This window comes from Cellulomonas fimi, from assembly GCF_028583725.1.
Taxonomy (GTDB): domain Bacteria; phylum Actinomycetota; class Actinomycetes; order Actinomycetales; family Cellulomonadaceae; genus Cellulomonas; species Cellulomonas fimi_B.
This window is the reverse complement of record NZ_CP110680.1, coordinates 2543496-2560703: the sequence shown is the minus strand read 5'-3', so window position 1 is coordinate 2560703 and position 17208 is coordinate 2543496. Positions and strand designations below refer to the sequence as shown.

Sequence of the window (17208 nt, the reverse complement as noted above, 5' to 3'; positions counted from 1 at the left end):
GCGCGCGGTCCGGGGGGACGACGCGGCGCGGGCGCGCGACCCGGGTGCCGCGCGAGCGTCGAGGCTGGTCACGTCGCCGCGGCGCGGCGGCCGCGCACGCGTCCGGACCTAGAGTGGTCCGGTGCCCGCAGTCGTCGCCTCCGTGCTGGGCCCCGTGCTCGTGGCCGCCGGCGACCGGACGGTCTCGCCGGGCGGGCCGCGCGCCCGTGCCCTCGTGGTCGCCCTCGCGCTCGCCGACGGTGCGACCGTGCCGTGGCGCGCGCTCGCGGACGAGCTCTGGCCCGACGACCCGCCCGCCGACCCCCGGGGTGCGCTCCAGACCGTCGTGTCGCGCACGCGCGCCGCGGCGAGCGCGCAGGTCGTCGAGTCGCAGGACGGCGGGTACCGGCTCGGCGGGCCGTCGGACCTGTCGGTCGTCCGCCGGGCGTCCGCCGACGCCCGCGCTCTCCTCGCGCGCGACCCGCACGCGGCACTCGCGGCCGCGCGCGACGCGACGGCGCTGTGGCGCGGCACGGCGGGACCGGACGTCGCGGACGCCGCACCGGGCCTCGCGGATGCGCTGGCCGACGCGGCCCGTTCCGCGCGGCACGCGCTCGCGGCCGTGGAGGTGGAGGCGCTGCTCGCTCTCGGCCGACCGGAGGAGGCGCTCGACCTCGCGACCACGGCAGCCGGGACCGCGCCCGCCGACGAGGACGCGCAGCTGCGGCTCATGCGCGCCCAGGCCGCGGTGGGGCGGACCACCGACGCCCTGCGCACGTTCGCGCGCGTCCGCGACGTGCTCGCCGACGAGCTCGGCGCCGACCCACGACCCGAACTGGTGGCACTCAACGAGCGCCTGCTCGCGGGGACGGCCGGTGCGGCGCACGGCCCGTCCGCGGCGGTGCCGCGGTCGGAGCACGCGACCGCGACGGCCGCGCCGCGACGCGGACCCGCGAGGCACCCGGTCGGCTTGCGCGCCCCGCGGCACGCGCTGCTGGGACGCGCCGACGACCTGGCCGCCGTCGACGCCGCGTGGGCGGACGCCCGCCTCGTCACCGTGCTCGGCACGGGCGGGCTCGGCAAGACGACGCTCGTGCAGGAGGTCGGCCGGCGCGCACAGGACGACGCGTGGGTCGTCGTCGTCGAGCTCGCGGGCGTGCGCTCGCACGCCGACGTCGAGACGGCGATCGCGTCGGCGCTCGGCCTCGCGCACGGGACGCGCAGCGCCCGGCTCGGCGACCGGCTCCCCGCGACGCCCGACGCCACAGGCCGGATCGCCGAGCGGCTCGGAGAGGTCCCGACCCTGCTCGTGCTCGACAACTGCGAGCACGTCGTGGCCGGGGCGGCGCAGTGCGCGGACGCGCTGCTCGCGGCCGTGCCCGGCCTGCGGGTCCTCACGACGAGCCGCACACCGTTGCTCGTCGCGGGGGAGCGCGTGCACCCGCTCGCGCCGCTGCCGGTCGACGGCGGTCACGGCGCCGCCGTCGAGCTGTTCTGCGAGCGGGCGCGTGCCGCCCGGCCGGGGGTCGCCCTGCCGCTCGAGGTGGTCGCGCGCATCGCGACACGGCTCGACGGGCTGCCGCTCGCGATCGAGCTCGCCGCCGCGCGCGTGCGCACCATGACGGTCGAGGAGGTCGAGCGCCGCCTCGACGCCCGGTTCGCGCTGCTGCGGTCCGGGGACCGGCTGGCGCCCGACCGCCACCGCACGCTGGAGGCCGTCATCGACTGGAGCTGGCACCTGCTGGGCGACGACGAGCAGCGCGTGCTGCGCCGTCTGTCCGTGCTGCCCGACGGGTTCGACCTCGACGCGGCCGCGGCGCTCGGCCGGCTGACGACCGCGCCCGCCGTCACCGGGGACGGGGCCGTCGCCACGGACGGAGCCGGCACCGACGACGCCTGGGACGTGCTCGACGCCCTCGACGGTCTCGTGCTGCAGTCCCTGTGCAGCGTCGTGGAGGACCGCGGCGAGGGCGACGACGAGCCGGTCGTCCGGTACCGCATGCTGGAGACGGTCCGCGAGTTCGGCCACCTGCGCCTGACCGAGGCGGGCGAGCACGACGCCGCCCTCGACGCGATGCTCGCGTGGGCGCTCGCGTTCGCCGACCGCTGGGCACCCGCGCTCGTCGACGGCGACCAGCCCGCGGCGATGCGCGCGCTGCGCCGCGAGCAGGACAACCTGCTGCTCGCGTTCCGCACGGCGCTGGACCGCGGCCTGACGGGCGAGGCGTCCGCGCTGTACGTCGCGCTCACCGGGTACTGGAGCCTGCGCGGGGCGCACGAGCAGGTCTTCGGCCTCGGCATCGACCTGCTGGCGGGCACGCACGGGTGGCGGGTCGCGCCCCGGCACGCGGACGCGGCGGCGCTCGCGCTCACGGAGCTCGCCGCGATGGGCATCTTCGGGGACGCGGGGAGCACCGCGCGTGCGCTCGCGCGCCTGCGGCTGGTCGTGCGGGAGCTCGGGTCGCACCTCGGCCCCCGGACGCGCGCGTTCGCGGGGCTCGCGCTCGCGGGGTCGGTCGCCGGGATGGCGCGCGAGCTCGCGGACCTCCGACGGTCGAGCGACACCTACCTGGCGATGCTGGGCCACATGCTCTCGGCGCAGCTCGCGGAGAACTCGGGCCGGCTCGAGGTGGCGCGGCGATGGGTCGAGGAGGCGTACGCGCTGGGCGTCGCCCGGGGCGACGTCTGGGCGGAGGCGAACAACGCGTCGTTCCTCGCGCAGCTCGCGGCCGAGGAAGGGCTCGCGCAGGAGGCGCTGCGATGGGTGTCGGTGGCGCGCACCGGGATGGGCCGCCTGGTCGCCGAGGAGGAGCTGCACCAGGTCGCGTGGCTCGAGCTCGCGGCCTCGGTGGGCGTCGGCGACCTGGCGACCGCGCGCGACCGGTGCGACGCGCTCGCCGAGGTCGCCGCGTCGGGCCGCACGGGCCGGACCACCTGGCAGTCGTCCGAGCTCGTGGCGCTCGAGCAGGCGGGACGGGGGGAGATCGCGGCCGCCGAGGGCGACGTCGCCGCCGCGCTCGACCACCTCCAGGCCGCGTACGACGCCTTCGGGCCCGACGGCGGCGGGGAGCGGACGTCGCCGTGGTTCATCATGATCACGGTCGGCTGGATCGCCCGCCTCGTGCTCGCACCGGAGGCGGTCCGCGAGGGCCGGCCCGAGCCGAGCGCGCCGGCGCCCGCGCTCGCGAGGCACGTGCACGAGTGGCAGCTCGTCCGTGCGGCCGGTGCGGTCGACCACCCCGTCCTCGGCACGGCGGCCGTCGGTCTCGGCACCGCCGCGTGGGCGGGCACGGACGACGGCACGCGGGTCGACGACGGGCTCGAGCTCTTCTTCCTCGCCGAGCTGCTCGGCTCCCGGCAGGACCTGCCCATGCTGCACCGCGGGCCGCTCGAGGTGCGTGCCCGCGAGCTGCTGGGCGGGGACCGGGCGGACGCCGCACGCGTGCGCGCGCGGGCCGTCGGGCGGCGGCACGCCGCTGCGCGGGCGCTGACGCTCGTCGACACCCTCTGGCGCTGACGCGGGACGCACGCACGACGGCGCCCCGGGGAGGTTCCCGGGGCGCCGTCGTGCGGCGCTCAGGCCTTGCGCATGTACGCCCGCACGGCGAGCGGTGCGAAGACCGCGACGACGATCGCGGACCCCAGCAGCGCGAGGCCGACCTGGTGCGTCACGGTCGCCGTGTTGGCGAGCTCCCGCACGGCCGTGACGAGGTGCGACACCGGGTTCGCCTCGGCGAAGACCTGCAGCGGTCGCGGCATCGTCGACGGGTCGACGAACGCGTTCGACAGGAACGTCAGCGGGAACAGCACGAGGAACGAGATGCCCTGGACCGACGACGCGGTGCGCCCGACGACGCCGAAGAACGCGAAGATCCAGCTGAGCGACCACGAGCACAGCACGACCAGCAGGCCGGCGAGCACGACGCCGCCGATCCCGCCGCCGGGCCGGTAGCCCATGACGTAGCCCATCGTGAACGTCAGGGTCGTCGCGATGAGGTAGCGCACGGTGTCGGCGACCAGGGCCCCCGCGAGGGGTGCGACGCGCGCGATGGGCAGCGACTTGAACCGGTCGAACACGCCCTTGTCCATGTCCTCCCGGAGCTGGACGCCCGTGACGACCGACGTGGTCAGGACGGTCTGGACGAGGATGCCCGGGATGATGACGGGCAGGTAGTCGCGGACGCTGCCGGAGATCGCGCCCCCGAAGATGTACGTGAACATCAGCGTGAAGATGATCGGCTGCAGCGTCACGTCGAAGAGCTGCTCGGGCGTGCGGCGGACCTTGAGCAGCCCGCGCCACGCCATGGTGAGCGACTGCCGCACGGCGACGGGCCCCGAGACGGCCCGCGCGAGGTCGGCCGGGACGTGGGTCGTGGGGGTCAGGGTCGTGGCGCTCATGCGTTCACCGCCGTTCCTGCGGCGTGGGCCGCGTGCTCGGGCGCGGACGGGTCCGCGTCGTCGGACGCCTCGGCCGGGTGGCCGGTGAGCGTGAGGAAGACCTCGTCGAGCGAGGGCTTCTGCAGGGACAGCTCGTCGACGGCGAGGCCGCGCTCGCGCAGCAGCACGAGCAGGTCCGTGACCGCGGCGGGGTCGTCCAGCGGGAGGGTGAGGCGCGCGGCCTCGGGGGAGACGGTCGGCTCGACGCGGAACCGGTCGCGGATCGTCGCGGCGGCGGCGAGCACCTGGCCGGGGTCGGCGAGGCGCAGCTGCAGCGACTGGGTGCCCACGGCCGACTTGAGCTCGTCGGCGGTGCCCTCCGCCACGACACGGCCGCGGTCGATGACGGCGATGCGGTCGGCGAGCTGGTCGGCCTCGTCGAGGTACTGCGTCGTGAGCAGGACGGTCGAGCCGGTCGCGACGAGCTCGCGGATCGTGTCCCACATCTGCGCGCGGGTCCGCGGGTCGAGGCCCGTGGTCGGCTCGTCGAGGAAGATCAGCGGCGGCTGCGCGATGAGGCTGGCCGCGAGGTCGAGCCGGCGGCGCATGCCGCCGGAGAAGTTGCGCAGCGGCTTGTTCGCTGCCTCCGTCAGACCGAACCGCTCCAGCAGGTCCGCGGACTTCGCGCGGGCGGCGGGCCGGGACAAGCCGTGCAGGCGCGAGAAGAGCACGAGGTTCTCCGTCGCGCTCAGCGTCTCGTCGACCGACGCGTACTGGCCGGTCACGCCGATGAGCTGGCGCACGACGTGCGGCTCGTGCGCGACGTCGTGCCCGAACACGCGGGCGGTGCCGGCGTCGGGGCGCAGGAGCGTCGCGAGCATGCGGATCGTCGTCGTCTTGCCCGCGCCGTTCGGGCCGAGCACGCCGTAGACGGTGCCGGTCCGGACGGTGAGGTCGACGCCGTCGACGGCACGCTGCGCGCCGAAGGTCTTGACGAGGCCCTCGGCCTCGATGGCCCAGGTGTGGTGGGTCATGGTGTCCTCCCTGGTCGATGTCGTGACCAGGGTGCGCGGACGCCGCTGTCAGCCCGCTGTCGGTGCGGCGGGCCGCTGTCGGTCCGCTGTCAGACCGCCGTCAGCGGCGCCGCGGCGGGCGTCCCGGCGCCCGGTACCACGGGGGCCGGACCGCGGGTGCGCAGCGCGCCGCAGAACGAGGCGACGCCGGCGGCGAGCAGCGCGGCCCCGACCATGTGCAGGTTGACCAGCGCGATCGGCAGGCCGGTGAAGAGCTGGACGTAGCCGATCAGGCCCTGTCCCAGCGTCACGCCGAGCAGCAGAAGCCCGACCGAGCGGGGGCGACCGCCGACCTGCGACCGCAGGACCCGCCACAGCATGACCGCGAGCACGGCGACGAAGAGCCAGACCGACGCGGCGTGCACGCGCGCCATGGCGTACGGGTCGACGGCGAACCGGTAACCGACCTCCTCGTCGCCCGAGTGCGGGCCCGCGCCCGTGACGACCACGCCGAGCACGAGCACGACGACGGCGAGCGCGACGAGCAGCCAGCGCAGCGCGTACGTCGTGCGGTCGACGAGCGGCTCGGGCGGCGCGTCGCCCTCCGCGGAGCGCACGAGCAGCCACGTCGACGCGGCGACGAGCGCCATCGAGATGAGCAGGTGGCCGCCGACGATCGCGGGGTGCAGGTCGACGAGGACGGTGATGCCGCCGACGACCGCCTGCACGGCGACGCCCGCGAGAGGCGCGAGGCCGAGCCAGCGGTACCCGGCCGAGCGGCTGCGGTCGGAGAAGACGAGCAGCGCGACCGCGATCGCGAGGATCCCGAGCACGCCGGTGATGGTGCGGTTGCCGAACTCGATGAACGGGTGGATCGACGTCGCCTCGTGGAAGCGGGGCGTGAACTCGCCCGGCTCGCACTGCGGCCACGTCGAGCAGCCGAGGCCCGAGCCGGTGAGCCGCACGGCGCCGCCGGTGCCGACGATGACGATCTGCCCGACGAGGTTCGCGATCACCGCGGGCCGGGTCCAGCGCGGCCGGAGCCGGTCGAGCAGGGGCGGCCGGACGGGGGCGGTGGCGGGCGGCGTCGTCACGCGTCCCAGGGTAGTTCGGTGCGGTGGTCGGCCCCGACCGTGCGGGGCGCGAGCCGCGTCACACGGCCGCCTGCGCCGCCGGTCAGTGCCAGCGGAACAGGCGTCCGGCCCCCAGGCCGAGCGCGGCGGTCCAGCCGAGCAGCACGACGACCGACCACGGCGGAAGCACGCCGTGCAGCAGCGTCTCCCGCATCGCCTCGCCGAGCGCGCCCGACGGCAGCAGCAGCGCGACGTGCGGGAGCGGCCCGGGCAGGCTGCTCGGCGGCACGATCACGCCGCCCGCGACCGCGAGCACGAGCAGCGCGAGGTTGGCGACGGCGAGGACGGCCTCGGCGCGCATCGTCCCCGCGACGAGCATCGCGAGAGCCGTGAACGCGGCGGTGCCGAGGACGACGGCGACCGCGGCGAGCGGGATGCCCGCGGGGTCGGGCCGCCAGCCGAGCACGACCGCCGCGGTGCCGATCACGAGGATCTGCACGAGCTCGACGACGAGCACCCCGAGCACCTTGCCCGCGAGCAGCCCGCCGCGCCCGAGCGGTGTGGTCGACAGCAGCCGCAGCACGCCGTTGCGGCGGTCGAACGACGACGCGATGGCCTGCGAGGTGAACGACGTCGTCATGACCGCGAGGGCGAGCACGCCCGGCGCGAGGAAGTCGATGCGGCTCGCGCCGCCGGTGTCGAGCTCGACGAACGTGCCGCGCGTCAGGCCGACGAGCACGAGCACGGGCACGACGACCGTGACGAGGAGCTGCTCGCCGTTGCGCAGGATCGCGCGGGCCTCGAACGACGTCTGCGCGAGGACGCGCCGCCACGTGGGCGCGGCGCCGGCGTGCTCGTGGCGGGTCGCGGTCGTCGTCATCGCAGGTCCCGTCCGGTGAGGTCGAGGAAGACGTCCTCGAGCGTCGAGCGGCCGACCGACAGGCGCGTCGCCAGCACGTCGTGCGCGGCGAGCCAGGTGGTGACGGCCGCGACGGTCGCGGGCTCGACGGCGCCGGAGACGACGTACGTGCCCGGCGCGGCCTCGGCGACCGCGAACCCGTCGCCGAGCGCGGCGCGCAGGCCGTCGAGGTCGAGACCCGCGGGCGCCTCGAGGTGCAGCGACCGGTCGTCGGCGGAGGTCAGCAGGTCGGCGACGGAACCCTCGGCGACGACGCGGCCCTGGTCGACGACGACCACGTGGTCGGCGAGGTCCTCGGCCTCGTCCATGAGGTGGGTCGTCAGCAGGACCGCGACGCCCTCGGCGCGCAGCTCGCGCACGAGCTCCCACACCGCGAGCCGCGCCTGCGGGTCCATCCCGGCGCTCGGCTCGTCGAGGAACACGACGTCGGGCCGCCCGACGACGGCCGCGGCGAGCGCGAGCCGCTGCCGCTGACCACCCGAGAGGCGGCGCACCGTGGTGCGCGCGAACGACCCGAGCCCGAGCCGTTCGGTGAGCTCGCCGAGGTCGCGGGGGTCGGCGTACATGCGGGCGACGTGCGCGAGCATGTCCGCGGCGCGGATCGCGGTCGGCAGCCCGCCGTCCTGCAGCATCACGCCGACGCGTGGGCGCAGGTCACGGGCACGGGTGCGGGGGTCGAGCCCCAGGACGCGGACGCTGCCCTCGTCGGGCGTGCGCAGCCCCTCGCAGCACTCGATCGTCGTGGTCTTGCCCGCGCCGTTCGGCCCGAGCACGGCCGTCACCTGGCCGGGGAGCGCGACGAGGTCGAGCCCGTCGACGACGGCGCGACCGCCGTACCGCTTGACGAGCCCACGGACCTCCAGCGCGGGGGAGTCGGGCACGAGAGGCGAGTCTAGGCGTGCGGCGGGGCCGTGCCGGCGTGTCCGCAGGTCGCCGTGACGTCTGCCACAGGCGTCGCCGGGTGCTGCCGTCGTCGCCGGTCGTCGCGGTGGGCGGGCCGCCCGCGTGACCTGCAGGCAAGGTCACCCTTGCTTGCAGGGATGGATTTCGGCAACAAGGATGTTGCCAATATCGCGACCGTCCCCCGGTCGTGCCCGCGGCCGGACGCGGGTCGCACGTGGGGGAGGCCCACGAGACCGGGAGGTGACCATGAGCGCGACGCTGCCCGTCGACGCCGTGAGCGCCCCGGCGACCCCCGAGTCCGACGCCGGCACGCGCGAGCGCGTCCTGCGGCTCGTCGCCGCGCAGGGTCCGGTGTCCGCCGCCGAGCTCGCCGCGCAGCTCGACCTCACGACCACCGGCATCCGCCGGCACCTCGCCGTCCTCGAGTCGAGCGACCAGATCGCCGTGCACGTCGGCGTCGGGGTCGGTCCCGCCCGCCGCGGTCGTCCCGCCCGTCGCTACGTCGCGACCAGCCGCGGCCAGGCCGCGCTCTCGCACCGCTACTCCGAGCTCGCCACGCAGGCGCTGCGCTTCCTCGCGGAGACCGGCGGTCCCGCGGCCGTCGAGAGCTTCGCCGAGCAGCGCGTCCGCGACCTCGAGCAGCGGCTCGTCGCCGTCGTCGACGCGGCGGGCCAGGACGTCACGGCCCGCGCCCGCTCGCTCGCCGACGGCCTGACGGCCGACGGGTACGCCGCGTCCGCACGACCCGTCCCCGGCGCGCGGGCCGTCCAGCTCTGCCAGGGGCACTGCCCCGTCCAGGACGTCGCGCACGAGTTCCCGCAGCTCTGCGAGGCCGAGGCCCGCGCCTTCTCGCGCATCCTCGGCGTCCACGTGCAACGGCTCGCCACCCTCGCCGGTGGCGGGCACGTGTGCACCACGAACATCCCGACGACCGCACCGACCCCCGCAGCCCCCGTGCTCGCCCCGGAAGGACCGACAGCATGAGTGCACCCACCGAGAACGCGGCAGTCGCCGCGCCGCTCACGCAGGACGAGGCCATCGCCTCGATCGGCAACTACAACTACGGCTGGCACGACACCGACGTGGCCGGAGCCACGGCCAAGCGTGGCCTGTCCGAGGCCGTCGTGCGGGAGATCTCGGCGCTGAAGAACGAGCCCGAGTGGATGCTCAAGACGCGCCTGAAGTCGCTGCGCCTCTTCGAGAAGAAGCCCATGCCGTGGTGGGGCTCCGACCTGTCGGGCATCGACTTCGACAACATCAAGTACTTCGTGCGCTCGACGGAGAAGCAGGCCGCCAGCTGGGAGGACCTGCCCGAGGACATCAAGAACACGTACGACCGCCTCGGCATCCCGGAGGCGGAGAAGCAGCGCCTCGTCGCGGGCGTCGCCGCGCAGTACGAGTCCGAGGTCGTCTACCACCAGATCCAGGAGTCGCTCGAGGAGCAGGGCGTCATCTTCCTCGACACCGACACGGGCCTGCGCGAGCACCCCGAGATCTTCGAGCAGTACTTCGGCTCCGTGATCCCCCCGGGCGACAACAAGTTCGCGTCGCTCAACACCGCCGTGTGGTCGGGCGGGTCGTTCGTCTACGTGCCGCCGGGCGTGCACGTCGAGATCCCGCTGCAGGCCTACTTCCGCATCAACACGGAGAACATGGGCCAGTTCGAGCGGACGCTGATCATCGCCGACGAGGGCTCGTACGTGCACTACGTCGAGGGCTGCACCGCGCCCGTCTACTCGTCGGACTCGCTGCACTCCGCGGTCGTCGAGATCATCGTCAAGAAGAACGCCCGCGTGCGGTACACGACGATCCAGAACTGGTCGAACAACGTGTACAACCTCGTCACCAAGCGGGCGACCGCCGCCGAGGGCGCGACGATGGAGTGGGTCGACGGCAACATCGGCTCCAAGGTCACGATGAAGTACCCGGCGATCTACCTCATGGGCGAGCACGCGCGCGGCGAGACGCTGTCGATCGCGTTCGCGGGCGAGGGCCAGCACCAGGACGCGGGCGCCAAGATGGTGCACGCCGCGCCGCACACGTCGTCGTCGATCGTCTCGAAGTCGGTCGCGCGCGGCGGTGGCCGCACGTCCTACCGCGGGCTCGTGCAGGTGCTGGAGGGTGCGAGCCACTCCGCGTCGAACGTGCTCTGCGACGCGCTGCTCGTCGACCAGATCTCGCGCTCCGACACCTACCCGTACGTCGACGTCCGCGAGGACGACGTGTCGATGGGCCACGAGGCCACGGTGTCGCGCGTGAGCGAGGACCAGCTGTTCTACCTGATGTCCCGGGGCATGCCCGAGACCGAGGCCATGGCGATGATCGTGCGCGGGTTCGTCGAGCCCATCGCGCGCGAGCTCCCCATGGAGTACGCCCTCGAGCTCAACCGCCTCATCGAGCTGCAGATGGAAGGGGCCGTCGGCTGATGACGACCACCACGGAGAACCTGTCGACCGACCACTCCCGGGCGGTCGCCGACGGGGCCCACACGCACGGCACCGGGGGCACCCCCGAGGCGTCCCGCGCCGCGCGCCCGACGTCCTTCGACGTCGCCGACTTCGCGGTCCCCACGGGCCGCGAGGAGGAGTGGCGGTTCTCGCCCGTCGACCGCCTCGCGCCGCTGTTCGCCGCGACGAGCGAGGGCGTGCTCACGGGTCACGGCGTGCTGACGACCGTCGTCGAGGCGCCCGAGGTCAGGGTCGAGATCGTCGACCGCGACGACGAGCGCCTGGGCCGCGCGGGCGAGCCGGGCGACCGCACCGCCGCCGTCGCGTGGGCGTCGTTCCCGCGCGCGACGGTCGTGACGATCCCGCGCGAGAAGGTCGCGTCCACCGTGACGTCGATCAAGATCGAGGGCGTCGAGGGTGCGGGCACGCACGACGCGCCGCTCGAGCCGTCGGCGACGCACCTGCTGGTGCACGCCGAGGCGCTGTCCGAGGGCGTCGTCGTCATCGACCACGTCGGGCACGCGTCGCTCACCGAGACCGTCGAGATCGTCGCGGACGAGGGTGCGCACCTCACCGTCGTCACGGTGCACGACTGGGCCGAGGGCTCGGTCCACGCGTCGTCGCACCGGCTGCGGATCGGTCGCGACGCGACCGTCAAGCACATCGCGGTGACGCTCGGCGGCGACGTCGTGCGCATCACGCCCGACGCCGCGTTCGTCGGCGAGGGCGCGTCGGTCAACCTGCTCGGCCTCTACTTCGCCGACGCGGGCCAGCACCAGGAGCAGCGCCTGTTCGTCGACCACGCGGTCCCGAACTGCGTGAGCCGCGTGACCTACAAGGGCGCGCTGCAGGGCGCGGGTGCGCACACCGTGTGGGTCGGCGACGTGCTGATCCGTGCGGCGGCCGAGGGCACCGACACGTACGAGCTCAACCGCAACCTCGTCCTCACCGACGGCGCGCGCGCCGACTCCGTGCCGAACCTCGAGATCGAGACGGGCGTCATCGAGGGCGCGGGCCACGCGTCCGCGACCGGCCGCTTCGACGACGAGCAGCTGTTCTACCTGCGCGCCCGCGGCATCCCCGAGGCCGACGCGCGTCGCCTCGTCGTCCGCGGCTTCTTCGCCGAGCTCGTCCAGGAGATCGGCGTGCCCGCGGTCGAGGAGCGCCTCATCGGCGCGATCGAGAAGGAGCTCGAGGCGTCGATGTCGGCGCTCGACGCGCTCGCCGCACCGCACGTCGAGGGCGCCGAGACGGCGGCGCACACGGAGCGCGCATGACCGCCCAGCTCGCCTGCTACGACGAGGACGTGCCGGTCGCCGGCACGTTCCGCGTCGAGCTCGAGGGCGAGTCCGGACCCGTCGAGGTCGCCATCGTGCGCGACGAGGACGGCGAGCTGCACGCCATCAGCGACATTTGCTCGCACGGTGCCGTCTCGCTGTCCGACGGCGAGGTCGAGGACTGCTCGATCGAGTGCTGGCTGCACGGGTCGCGGTTCGACCTGCGCACCGGCAAGCCGCTGGGTCCGCCCGCCGTGCGACCCGTCCCCGTCTACCCCGTGACCGTCGACGGCCAGCGTGTGCTGGTCGACGTCGACGCCCCCCTCTGACCTAGGAGTTCCCCGCATGGCCACCCTGGAGATCCGCGACCTGCACGTCAGCGTCGAGACCAAGGAGGGCGCCAAGCCCATCCTGCGCGGTGTCGACCTGACCGTGAACAGCGGCGAGACGCACGCGATCATGGGCCCGAACGGGTCCGGCAAGTCGACGCTCGCGTACTCGCTCGCCGGGCACCCGAAGTACCAGATCACCGGCGGCACGGTGACGCTCGACGGCGAGGACGTCCTCGCGCTGTCCGTCGACGAGCGGGCCCGCGCCGGTCTGTTCCTCGCGATGCAGTACCCGGTCGAGGTGCCGGGCGTCTCGGTGTCGAACTTCCTGCGCACCGCCAAGACCGCGATCGACGGCGAGGCCCCGCCGCTGCGCACGTGGGTCAAGGACGTCCGCACCGCGATGGACAACCTCCGCATGGACCCGGCGTTCGCGGACCGCTCCGTGAACGAGGGCTTCTCCGGCGGCGAGAAGAAGCGCCACGAGATCCTCCAGATGGAGCTCCTCAAGCCGAAGTTCGCGATCCTCGACGAGACCGACTCGGGCCTCGACGTCGACGCGCTGCGCGTCGTGTCGGAGGGCGTCAACCGCGTCCGCCAGAACCCGGACGTCGGCGTGCTGCTCATCACGCACTACACGCGCATCCTGCGCTACATCCAGCCCGACTTCGTGCACGTCTTCGTCGACGGCAAGGTCGCCGAGGAGGGCGGGCCCGAGCTCGCCGAGCGCCTCGAGAACGAGGGCTACGACCGGTTCCTCACGTCGGCGGTCTGAGCACCGACGACCATGCCGTCCCCGGGGCTCGTGTCGCCCCGGGGACGGACCGACACCCCGACGCACGACGAAGGGCGGACGACGTGACCAGCATGCTCGACACCGCGGCCCCCGCCGACGGCGCCACCGCGCCGGCGACCGGCGGCACGCTCGGCCCCGCCGAGCTCGCCGCGGTCCGCGCGGACTTCCCGCTGCTCGCGCGCACGCTGCGCGGCGGCCGCCCGCTCGTCTACCTCGACTCCGGCGCGACGTCGCAGAAGCCCGAGGTCGTCCTCGACGCCGAGCAGGACTTCTACGTGCAGCGCAACGCCGCCGTGCACCGCGGCGCGCACCAGCTCGCCGAGGAGGCCACCGAGGCGTTCGAGGACGCGCGCGGTCGGGTCGCGTCGTTCGTCGGCGTCTCGCCCGGCGAGCTCGTCTGGACGTCGAACGCGACGGCCGCGATCAACCTCGTCGCGTACGCGATGTCGAACGCGTCGCTGGGCCGCGGCGGAGAGGCGTCGGCGCGGTTCGCGCTGCGTCCCGGCGACGAGATCGTCGTCACCGAGGCGGAGCACCACGCGAACCTCGTGCCGTGGCAGGAGCTCGCGGCGCGCACGGGGGCGACGCTGCGCTGGATCGGCGTCGACGACGACGGTCGGCTGCGCCTCGACGACCTCGCGACGGTCGTGGGGGAGCGCACGCGCGTGCTCGCGTTCTCGCACGCGTCGAACGTCACGGGCGCGATCACGCCCGTCGACGCGTTCGTCGCACGGGCCCGTGAGGTCGGCGCGCTCACCGTCCTCGACGCGTGCCAGTCGGTCCCGCACCTGCCGGTCGACCTCGACGCGCTCGGCGTCGACTTCGCCGCGTTCTCGGGTCACAAGATGCTCGGCCCGACCGGTGTCGGCGCGCTCTACGGGCGGCGCGAGCTGCTCGAGGCCATGCCGCCCGTCACGACCGGCGGCTCGATGGTCGAGGTCGTCACCATGGAGCGCACGACCTACGCGCCGCCGCCGCAGCGGTTCGAGGCCGGCACGCAGATGGTGTCCCAGGCCGTCGGCATGGGCGCCGCCGCGTCCTACCTGGCCGAGCTCGGCATGGACGCCGTCGCCGCGCACGAGGCGCACCTCACGCAGCTCCTGCTCGACGCCGTGGCGTCCGTGCCGGGCGTCCGCGTGATCGGCCCGACCGACGCCCGCGACCGGCTCGCGAACGTGTCGTTCGTCGTCGACGGCGTGCACGCGCACGACGTGGGCCAGGTGCTCGACGACGCCGGCGTCGCCGTGCGGGTCGGACACCACTGCGCGCAGCCGCTGCACCGCCGGTTCGGCGTCGCCGCGACCGCGCGCGCGTCGGCCGCCGTCTACACGACCGACGAGGAGATCGAGGTGTTCCGGGAAGCACTCGCCGGGGTGCGGACGTTCTTCGGTCTGGAGGACGGGAGTCACGCATGAGCACCTCGATGGAACAGCTGTACCAGCAGGTCATCCTCGACCACGCCAAGCACCCGCACGGGCGGGGCCTCGGTGCGGCCGAGGCCGGGGCCCTGTCGGCGGAGTCGCACCAGGTCAACCCGACCTGCGGCGACGAGGTCACCCTGCAGGTCGACGTCGACGCCGCCGGCGTCGTGCGCGACGTGCGCTGGGAGGGGCAGGGGTGCTCGATCTCCCAGGCCTCGGTGTCCGTCCTGCACGACCTGGTCGTCGACCAGGACCTCGCAGCCGTCGACGACCTCGCCGGCACCTTCCGCGCCCTCATGCAGTCCAAGGGCGCCGGCCTCGGAGACGAGGTGGAGGACAAGCTCGGCGACGCCGCCGCTTTCACGGGCGTCGGCCGCTACTCGGCCCGCGTGAAGTGCGCCCTGCTCGGCTGGGTCGCCCTGAACGACGCACTCATCAAGACCGGCGCGACGCGCACCAAGGAGGACGCATGAGCACCGAGACCAACCCGACCACGGTCGCCGACGTCGAGGAGGCCATGCGGGACGTCATCGACCCCGAGCTCGGCATCAACGTCGTCGACCTCGGCCTCGTCTACGGCGTCGTCATCGACCAGACGAACACCGCCGTCATCGACATGACGCTCACGTCCGCGGCGTGCCCGCTGACCGACGTCATCGAGGACCAGTCCGCGCAGGCGCTCGACGGCATCGTCGACGGCTTCCGCATCAACTGGGTCTGGATGCCGCCGTGGGGCCCGGAGAAGATCACCGACGACGGCCGCGCCCAGATGCGCGCCCTCGGCTTCAACATCTGACGGCCCCGGCCGGCACGACGACGCCCGGACCCCGACGCGGGGGACCGGGCGTCGTCGTTCCCGGGTGGCGCGGTGTCACTCGCCGGTGACGCCGTCGATGGACTCGCGCAGCAGGTCGGCGTGCCCGTTGTGGCGGGCGTACTCCTCGATCATGTGCACGAGGATCCAGCGCAGGCTGATCGGCTCGCCCGTGCGTCGGTGCGCGCGCACCGCGTGGCGGTCGGGGTCGGGGCCGAGCTCGTCGACGATCGCGTCCGACCGCGCGATCGCCTCCTGGAGCAGGGTGCGCAGCTCGCCGGGCGTGTCGGCGGCCGCGCTGCTCCACTCCCAGTCGCGGTCGGCGTCCCAGTCCACGGACGCCCACGGCTCCGACGCCGTACGACCCGCCAGGACCTCCCCGAACCAGCTGTCCTCGACCAGCGCGAGGTGCTTGAGCAGGCCGCCGAGGGTCATGGCGGACGGCGCGAGGGTGCGGGCGAGCTGCGCGGCGTCCAGCCCTTCGGTCTTGAGCAGGAGCGTCTGGCGGTGGAAGTCGAGGAAGGCGCGAAGAGTGGTGAGCTCGTCGGCGGACAGGGGCGGGTCGAGGCGCTCGGTCATCGGGGCACACTAGCGGCGCGGCGGCGGCGAGCAGACGGCGCGCGGGTCGCCGGGCGTCGTCGATCCCGGTGCCGTGGTCGTCAACCCGCGGGGATGACGGGCGGCGGGATGCCCGGGAGTCGTCAGGCGGGCGACGGTGGCGCGCTCAGTGGCGCCGACCCGCGGACCACCAGCCGGGTCGGCAGGAGCAGCGAGCTCGGCGTCTCGCCGTCGACGACGGCCAGGAGGATCCGGGCCATCTCGTACCCCAGCGACCGGATGGGCTGCTGGACGGTCGTGAGCGACGGCTGGGCGAGCTCGGCGATGGGCAGGTCGTCGAAGCCGACGACGGCGACGTCCTCGGGAACACGGCGCCCGTGCTGCGCGAGGGTGTGCAGCGCTCCGACGGCCATGTTGTCGGACGCGACGGTGACCGCGTCGAGGTCCGGGTGGCGCTCGAGCAGACGCGCCATCGCGGACGACCCGCCCTGACGTGTGAAGTCGGCGTGCTCGACGAGCGTGGGGTCGAGACCCGCGACGGACAGCGCGTCGGTCACGCCCTCGAGCCGTGCGGCCGCGGCGTGGGAGTCCACGGGCCCGGCGATCGTGGCGATCCGGCGTCGCCCGAGGCGGACCAGGTGCTCGGCCGCCGTCCGCCCACCGCCCCGGTTGTCGACGTCGACGAACCAGTCCGGGTCGCCGCGGAGCGGGCGACCGCCGTAGACCGCCGGAAGTCCGGACTCCTCGACCATGCGCTGCAGGGGGTCGTCGCCTCGCAGCGCGATGACCATGACCCCGTCGGCGCGTGGCCGTCGGAGCATGCGCTGCACCCGGTCGTGACCCTTCTCGGGGTGGCAGAGGAGGAGCTTGAGGTCGAGCTCGGTGCTCTCGAGGGCGGTGGTGACGCCCACGATCACCTGGCCGATGAACGGGTCCCCGAGCAGGTCCGGGTTGTCGTGCGAGGCGGCGAGGACGACGGCGCCGACCTTCTGCCGTGCGAGCGCCTGGGCCGTGACGTTCGGGACGTACCCCAGCTCGCGGACGGCGCGCTCCACGGCGCTGCGGGTCGCGGGGCTGACGTGGACCGTGTTGTTGATGGCGCGGGACGCCGCCGCGCGCGAGACGCCCGCTCGGCGTGCCACCTCGTCGAGAGTGGGGGGACGCCCGGTCCGGCCTGCCATGGACTCCCTCGCCCGCGTGTCGAAACGTGCCGAGGCTAGCACGGCGAGCGTGATCCGATGAAGCGCTTCCGGCCCAACGCGCTCCGTACGTGGTCACTCCGTCGAGGGATGACCAGCACGT

Annotated in this window: 16 protein-coding genes; 9 read left to right on the top strand and 7 right to left on the bottom strand. The window is 74.4% G+C overall.

What is annotated here, in order from left to right:
- The first annotated feature begins 121 nt into the window (after positions 1–121).
- Positions 122–3496, top strand: a complete 3375-nt coding sequence (locus tag OOT42_RS11600; protein ID WP_273651369.1) for an AfsR/SARP family transcriptional regulator — start codon at positions 122–124, stop codon at positions 3494–3496.
- Between the two features lie 59 nt (positions 3497–3555).
- Here OOT42_RS11600 and OOT42_RS11595 read toward each other — a convergent pair whose 3' ends face one another.
- The 5 genes from OOT42_RS11595 to OOT42_RS11575 all read right to left on the bottom strand — a co-directional run bounded on the left by OOT42_RS11595 (position 3556) and on the right by OOT42_RS11575 (position 8242).
- Entirely contained in the window at positions 3556–4377 is an 822-nt protein-coding gene (locus OOT42_RS11595) for an ABC transporter permease (RefSeq protein ID WP_273651368.1), read from the bottom strand.
- Positions 4374–5390 carry an ATP-binding cassette domain-containing protein gene (locus OOT42_RS11590; RefSeq protein ID WP_273651367.1) on the bottom strand — a complete coding sequence of 339 codons (1017 nt, stop codon included), beginning with the start codon at positions 5388–5390 and terminating at the stop codon, positions 4374–4376. Before OOT42_RS11590 ends, OOT42_RS11595 begins: the two co-directional genes overlap by 4 nt.
- 89 nt (positions 5391–5479) lie before the next feature.
- Positions 5480–6463 (bottom strand): COX15/CtaA family protein, encoded by a 984-nt coding sequence (locus OOT42_RS11585; protein WP_273651366.1) that lies wholly within the window; start codon positions 6461–6463, stop codon positions 5480–5482.
- An 82-nt stretch (positions 6464–6545) separates the two neighbouring features.
- Positions 6546–7322 (bottom strand): ABC transporter permease, encoded by a 777-nt coding sequence (locus tag OOT42_RS11580; protein ID WP_273651365.1) that lies wholly within the window; start codon positions 7320–7322, stop codon positions 6546–6548.
- Complete coding sequence (locus OOT42_RS11575) at positions 7319–8242, bottom strand: ABC transporter ATP-binding protein (RefSeq protein ID WP_273651364.1); 924 nt, start codon at positions 8240–8242, stop codon at positions 7319–7321. The genes OOT42_RS11580 and OOT42_RS11575 overlap by 4 nt, the downstream gene beginning before the upstream one ends.
- 268 nt (positions 8243–8510) lie before the next feature.
- On the opposite strand from OOT42_RS11575, the gene OOT42_RS11570 reads away from it, so the two are divergent.
- From OOT42_RS11570 to OOT42_RS11535, 8 genes are all read left to right on the top strand, one after another.
- Positions 8511–9248, top strand: a complete 738-nt coding sequence (locus tag OOT42_RS11570) for a helix-turn-helix transcriptional regulator (protein ID WP_273651363.1) — start codon at positions 8511–8513, stop codon at positions 9246–9248.
- The gene (sufB, locus tag OOT42_RS11565) at positions 9245–10690 is read left to right on the top strand and encodes a Fe-S cluster assembly protein SufB (protein WP_273651362.1); all 1446 of its coding nucleotides are present in this window, start codon (positions 9245–9247) and stop codon (positions 10688–10690) included. The genes OOT42_RS11570 and sufB overlap by 4 nt, the downstream gene beginning before the upstream one ends.
- On the top strand, positions 10690–11988 hold the full coding sequence (sufD, locus tag OOT42_RS11560) for a Fe-S cluster assembly protein SufD (protein WP_273651361.1): 1299 nt from the start codon (positions 10690–10692) through the stop codon (positions 11986–11988). Before sufB ends, sufD begins: the two co-directional genes overlap by 1 nt.
- Complete coding sequence (locus OOT42_RS11555; protein WP_273651360.1) at positions 11985–12317, top strand: non-heme iron oxygenase ferredoxin subunit; 333 nt, start codon at positions 11985–11987, stop codon at positions 12315–12317. The genes sufD and OOT42_RS11555 overlap by 4 nt, the downstream gene beginning before the upstream one ends.
- Before the next feature lie 16 nt (positions 12318–12333).
- Complete coding sequence (gene sufC / locus OOT42_RS11550; protein WP_273651359.1) at positions 12334–13092, top strand: Fe-S cluster assembly ATPase SufC; 759 nt, start codon at positions 12334–12336, stop codon at positions 13090–13092.
- A gap of 92 nt (positions 13093–13184) precedes the next feature.
- Positions 13185–14528, top strand: coding sequence for a SufS family cysteine desulfurase (locus tag OOT42_RS11545; protein ID WP_423776011.1), 1344 nt, complete (start codon positions 13185–13187; stop codon positions 14526–14528).
- Positions 14525–15007 (top strand): Fe-S cluster assembly sulfur transfer protein SufU, encoded by a 483-nt coding sequence (sufU, locus tag OOT42_RS11540; protein WP_273651357.1) that lies wholly within the window; start codon positions 14525–14527, stop codon positions 15005–15007. The genes OOT42_RS11545 and sufU overlap by 4 nt, the downstream gene beginning before the upstream one ends.
- Entirely contained in the window at positions 15004–15330 is a 327-nt protein-coding gene (locus OOT42_RS11535; RefSeq protein WP_124343615.1) for a metal-sulfur cluster assembly factor, read from the top strand. Before sufU ends, OOT42_RS11535 begins: the two co-directional genes overlap by 4 nt.
- A gap of 75 nt (positions 15331–15405) precedes the next feature.
- On the opposite strand, the gene OOT42_RS11530 is transcribed toward OOT42_RS11535, so the two are convergent.
- Together OOT42_RS11530 and OOT42_RS11525 are read right to left on the bottom strand one after the other, a co-directional pair.
- Positions 15406–15927, bottom strand: a complete 522-nt coding sequence (locus OOT42_RS11530) for a DinB family protein (RefSeq protein ID WP_273651356.1) — start codon at positions 15925–15927, stop codon at positions 15406–15408.
- Between the two features lie 122 nt (positions 15928–16049).
- On the bottom strand, positions 16050–17048 hold the full coding sequence (locus tag OOT42_RS11525; protein WP_273651355.1) for a LacI family DNA-binding transcriptional regulator: 999 nt from the start codon (positions 17046–17048) through the stop codon (positions 16050–16052).
- Between the last annotated feature and the right edge of the window lie 160 nt (positions 17049–17208).